General features: G+C 46.1%; 6 protein-coding genes. 3 read left to right on the top strand and 3 right to left on the bottom strand.

Annotation, left to right across the window (positions count from 1 at the left end):
* Window positions 1-851: 851 nt before the first annotated feature.
* Together ACT3XD_RS19180 and ACT3XD_RS19175 are read left to right on the top strand one after the other, a co-directional pair.
* A complete protein-coding gene (locus tag ACT3XD_RS19180) occupies window positions 852-1,271 on the top strand; it encodes a helix-turn-helix domain-containing protein (RefSeq protein ID WP_192539975.1) in 420 nt (139 codons plus the stop codon).
* A complete protein-coding gene (locus tag ACT3XD_RS19175) occupies window positions 1,264-1,983 on the top strand; it encodes a hypothetical protein (RefSeq protein WP_444280678.1) in 720 nt (239 codons plus the stop codon). Before ACT3XD_RS19180 ends, ACT3XD_RS19175 begins: the two co-directional genes overlap by 8 nt.
* Before the next feature lie 156 nt (window positions 1,984-2,139).
* Here ACT3XD_RS19175 and ACT3XD_RS19170 read toward each other — a convergent pair whose 3' ends face one another.
* From ACT3XD_RS19170 to ACT3XD_RS19160, 3 genes are all read right to left on the bottom strand, one after another.
* Window positions 2,140-2,544: a hypothetical protein gene (locus ACT3XD_RS19170; RefSeq protein WP_192539971.1), complete on the bottom strand. Its 405-nt coding sequence runs from the start codon at window positions 2,542-2,544 to the stop codon at window positions 2,140-2,142.
* A gap of 528 nt (window positions 2,545-3,072) precedes the next feature.
* Window positions 3,073-3,342, bottom strand: coding sequence for a hypothetical protein (locus tag ACT3XD_RS19165; RefSeq protein ID WP_444280677.1), 270 nt, complete (start codon window positions 3,340-3,342; stop codon window positions 3,073-3,075).
* A complete protein-coding gene (locus ACT3XD_RS19160; protein ID WP_192539935.1) occupies window positions 3,342-3,569 on the bottom strand; it encodes a hypothetical protein in 228 nt (75 codons plus the stop codon). Before ACT3XD_RS19160 ends, ACT3XD_RS19165 begins: the two co-directional genes overlap by 1 nt.
* 851 nt (window positions 3,570-4,420) lie before the next feature.
* On the opposite strand from ACT3XD_RS19160, the gene ACT3XD_RS19155 reads away from it, so the two are divergent.
* Window positions 4,421-5,273, top strand: an 853-nt coding sequence (locus ACT3XD_RS19155) for a replication initiation protein (protein ID WP_444280676.1), incomplete at its 3' end; no start/stop codon positions are given.

The raw sequence follows: 5,273 nt of genomic DNA, 5'->3' as shown, positions 1-5,273 counted from the left end.
AGGAGCTCGGCCCACTGACGTGATGTAAAGCTACGGCTAGAACGACCTGCTACACTAATTATGAGACAACAAATGTGACAGGTTGTGACATGCCCGAATTCAATCTATCGCAGGCCGCTAGACTATACGGGAAAAGCCGTATGACACTGCACCGTCATTGCGATGCAGGCCGCCTCAGCTCGAGGCTGAATGATGATGGACAACGCCTCATTGATCTGTCGGAGCTAATCCGCGCTTATGGCGAACCGCCTAACTATAAGACACCTAAGACACCCCTTAAGTCTCCGCGACGATACACACAGCACGAACGAGACACCCTGTTACTCAGTGAGCTGCATGCTCTTCGTCAACAGGTGGCCTCGCTACAAGAAGAAGTAAGTGAGCTTCGCCGTCTACCTGCACCGGAGCCGCCACAAAGCACTCCCCCCCCTCAAAACACCCACACGACGATCTCAGGATTTGACGACCTGCTCAGGCGCTTTGAAAGTCGACACTAAAATATTACGCGTATCAGAGGGGCGACATCGGGGGGGTATTTAACTAGCACGCTAACAATGCGAATAAGGAAAGGGCCCGTCCCCTAGAAGGACAGGCCCTTAGAATCCCGCAGTTGCGATCTTTACCTTTACAAGGCAGCCGATTGCAGTGCTTACAGATCAGTGTATGGGTTGCCCCATACCTGTGACGAGAATATAGGCAAGCCTGTGCTTATTTTAAAGATGACACCAATGTCATACTATATGTATATAAATAATATCTGGTAACCTGCTATGCTAGCTGAAAATCTTCGATTTTCAGCTAGCATAGCAGGTTACCATGCGACAAGAAATTTTTTTTAAAAGGGCGAAACAATGGTAAAGGAAGAAAATGAAGCAAAACTAATCGACAAATGGGGAGAAGGCGGGCTCTGCCTAGGCTGGACGGCGCTTCCTTCCTCACTGATGTTCCTTCAAGCACAACTCGGGCTAACGTCTACAGATTTGAATGTTCTGCTTAACCTGATGATCCATTGGTGGGATGCTAAAGACCGCATATATCCCTCCCAGGACTCCATCGCGTATAGAATGGGGGTTTCCAAGAGGACAGTTCAGAGAACTCTTGATAGACTCGTAGATCTTGAGCTGATAGAAGTAAAACACACTAAAAGAAACGGTAAATATGGAGGAAGGAATTTATATAGTTTGACTCCTTTATCAAGAATAATAGAAATTAATGCCCCTATGGTGAAAGAGGCTTTCATTTCGTCTAAGGAATTTAAAGAGAATGAGTGAAGAAGAATTACTGAGGATAATAAACAACATATCAAAACCTAGGATAAAAACATATGAAGGCCTAGGGTTTCCAGAAAAAGATGTGGATTTAATATCTGCCTACTTTGCTATACAAGAAATATCATCTCATTTTTTTGTGCCACTCCAAGTTCTTGAGATATGTTTAAGAAACTCAATAAACAATGCACTAACCCCTCTTTTTGAAGGGAAATGGCCTGGAAACAAATGGTACAACCTTGTTCAACTTTCCGACGAATCTAAAAAAACACTTCTATCTGCTAAAAAAATAACAAAAGCAAAATGCGGAGAAGCATATACGGACGATGACTTAATCTCTAATCTTATGCTAGGTTTTTGGGTCTATATGCTAGATAGTCAACATCGGAATAACCAAAATCCTTACCACTTCTGGCAGTATGTTTTAGACGATGTATTTCCTGGGAGAAATGGAAAATTAGTTAAACAGATGTTTGATGACTTTAAGAGAATAAACAGGACAAGAAACAGGCTCTATCATCATGAGCCAATATGGAAAAGCAAACATAAAAAGAGAAATTTTCAAGAAGCCATTTTAGTTCTAGAAGCAGAGTATTCGAAAGTATATGAGGCTCTAGGTTGGATGGCTCAAGAAAAAAAAGACTTCATGATAAGTCTGGGCTTTTATGAAAGATTTGAAGAGTGCAGCAGAAAACACAAAGCGCGCTCATGGTAAAAAAGCAATGCTTGGGGAAAAGCGAGATGCTAACGATCTACACCAACCAGGTATAGCCATAACACTGCTTTTCTCATGCAGTGAATCGCCCACCCTCCTTAAGCCACAGCAAGAGGCAGTGGCAGAATAGGTAGTGGGTGGCTAAAAAGACAGCTATCACTTATGTGACGGGAAGGAGAATATTTCGTGGCCCATATTTTTCAGGCTACTTTGAATCATGTCGATGCTATTACTTCCTCCGTTATTTCTCATCAGGATGCGAAGCAATGCCAGTGTTTCATAGAGGGCACCTTCCTCTTTACTTGCGCCTGAGTCGAGTCGTTCTTCCAACTGATCCAACCGCTTTTCTATCGCACTGACGCTTTCCAAAAAGTGTTCAAGTATTTCGTTTTGCTCCAAGCCGCCATCGACAAAACGTCTCAGGTATACCGAAACCGTTTCTCCTGTGGAAGCAGCCGCATCCTCAAAATAAGCACGCTGATCCTGGTACAGCCGAAGCTGTAAAGGGGCAGCGAGTGATCTGGTGTTGACGGTAGGACGAAATTTCTTATTGCCACCCATTTGTATTGCTCTCTGTATTGTTTAAATCCCTTATATGATAGCGGTTATAGCATTTTTTGTATTGTTTAAAATAGTGCTAGATGAAAAGCCAATTATAGGAAAAACTAGAAATAACAAATACTTATCCACCCCGCAGGGGTGCGTATGGTGTATCGCTTCCACCGTTAAGGAAAAACACCTTTTTATAGCCTCATGCACAAAGCTCTGACGCTGTTAAGGACTCAAAGAAGGTATTTATGGACGCAGTCTGCGCAGCAGACTGGTTGTAGGACGCCTTATAGACACTGTATAGACCGGAAATAGACACCTTATGACACGACATAACCCGATATAGACACCGTATAGACATGGAATAGACATGGAATAGACGCGATATAGACAATTTGATAGGCCTACGGTTTTTGATTTTTCGCGTTCAATAAAACCATAGTGATAATCGGAGCCGCAGTAATAACAATCAGGATCATTTGTTGGATTAAAGGGTGCATGGCGATCCTTCCACTGTTTTTTTCATACGTGAGGGAATGTTCAATTTTTCATACCAGAACGCCGCTTTCTAGTCCTGGCTTGTAGCCGCTTCCAATCTTCCGCCGGCACATACTGCTCTGCCCAACGCAGCAGCAGTTCTGCCAATCGACAATTAGGTATGTCATTAGGATAGGCGGTGACATCGTGTGCGACACCCACTAAATCGAGCCGTGCGGCCCGCTGAGCGTTTTTATCGCTAAACGAGTAGTCCAGCAGCACAGCCAACCAAAGCGGCGCCTCGGCGGCCTGTAGGGCTCTCGGACGGGCCATTAAAATTCATCCAGGTTGATCAACTCAAACACCTTCCGTTTGGCATGGGTAAGGTCATTTTTAGCCAGTACGTGCCAATCATACGCCTCCGTGCCCGGCCCCATTTCTTGGCCCACAGCGCACCGATCGCGCTCATAGCGGTACCGCGTCCCGGCGGGGGATTGCCATTCGGTGACATTATCGCCGCTAAACGCGGGCTTTAGGTCGCTGATTTTGCGCAGAGCCATAGCCAGGCACCCAGGTCGGATTGATGCCTACAACTGTAAACTATAAGCGTGAATAGATCACACTTATTTTCACCCAGACAAAGAAAAGCCCGACCCTAAGGGCCGGGCACTCTCTAGCGCTGCGTTCCTTGCAACCACCCATGCGCGTCCTACGCATGCCTCCCCGGTGGCATCGAGCGCTCCCTGCTCAGATTCCCTGCCAGAGCATTCCTGCTCAACGGTATTTACGGTGACAGCTATCAAGGGGCATCCGACATAACCTGAGTTACCAGGGCAAAGTATTTTTCAGGCGAAATGGCGTGAAATAATCACGCTTATAGCCCTAAATTCAAGATTATCCTCATTATCTTGAATTTTAAAAAGCAATAAAATTAACCTAAATTAGCCACGTCATCTCTTGACTGGGTTTTATGCCGCTACGCGGCATGCAGCGTAGCGGTAACGGGGTTTGGGTGGGCGAAGCCCACTATCGTGCTAAACGGGTGTTTCGTTGCTGTTTCCACCTAATTATTGCGCATACGCGCTTACCAGCGGCGCAGGTGCGTAGCACCTCGAAAGCCGCCCTTAGTGCGCCTTTGGCGCATCTTCATTAGGCAGCCCGTAGGGCTGGGCGAAGCGAAGCGGAGGGTAGGTGAGCGCGTATGCGCTCTTTTATGTACCTTTTCCCTTTTCCCTTTTAGGGCTTTTAAGTTACTGAAAAAATTAACCTAATAGCTTTAAAAGAGGAGGGATTGATGGTTAAAAGAGGAGGGATTGATGGTTAAAAGAGGAGGAATTGATGGTTGTTTAAGGGAGGGATTGATGGTTTAGTGTGAGTAAAATATATAACTCACATCCTAAGGCGCGAATAAATGAAAGATGCCCAGATCTACAAAGCAAACGCCTTAGTCGAAGCTTCATATCGTCTGAGCCTTTATGAACAGCGTGTTGTACTCGCATGCATCGCTCAGGTACGGAGGGATGAACCTTTAACCGATCAGAAGCTTTATCGCATTAGTGCGCAAGAAATTGCTGACATGAGTGGTACTCAACTCGGAACGGCCTATCAGAATCTCAAATCAGCTTCTGAGCGTTTGTTCGAGCGCCGAGTCACACTGCACACAGCCCCTAACGGAGTCGGAAAAACCAAAGTGCTTCTAACACGTTGGGTGCAAACCGTTGAGTATGACGAAGGGGAGGGAGCCGTTTCGTTGCGCTTTGGTACTGATATGGTGCCTTACCTCTCCCAACTTACCGAGCAATTTACTCGTTATGCCCTAGCTGATATTGCCAAAATGTCTAGTGCTCACGCGGTTCGCCTTTATGAAATGCTGGCTCAATGGCGAGGTGCAGGCGAGCGTGTTGCCTCAATCGATTGGTTGCGCGAAGCATTCCAACTTGAAGACCGTTATCCCAACATTCGTGACTTCAAAAGGTGGGTAATTGAACCTGCGGTGGAGCAGATTAACGAGCATTCACCTCTTTGGGTGAAATGGGATCAACGCAAAACAGGACGTCGGGTATCCCACCTGGTGTTTACTTTCGGCGATAAAACCTCTCAAAACCAAAAATTCCCTACCAGCAAAAAGAAAGGGTCAAAACCGAAACGTAGCCCTCAAGGGGCGCTCTTTGGCATACCTCGAGCGATTATTGAGCAAAATGCTCGCCCGGGAGAAAGCTACGACGATGCCGCTTTACGTCTGTTGGATGAGTCCAAACGCCAGC

This window comes from Halomonas sp. AOP7-B1-5 (assembly GCF_052353045.1).
In the GTDB taxonomy this organism is placed as follows: Bacteria; Pseudomonadota; Gammaproteobacteria; order Pseudomonadales; family Halomonadaceae; genus Vreelandella; species Vreelandella colorata.
The sequence above is the reverse complement of the archived record's forward strand: the minus strand, read 5'-3'. Positions and strand labels throughout refer to the sequence as shown.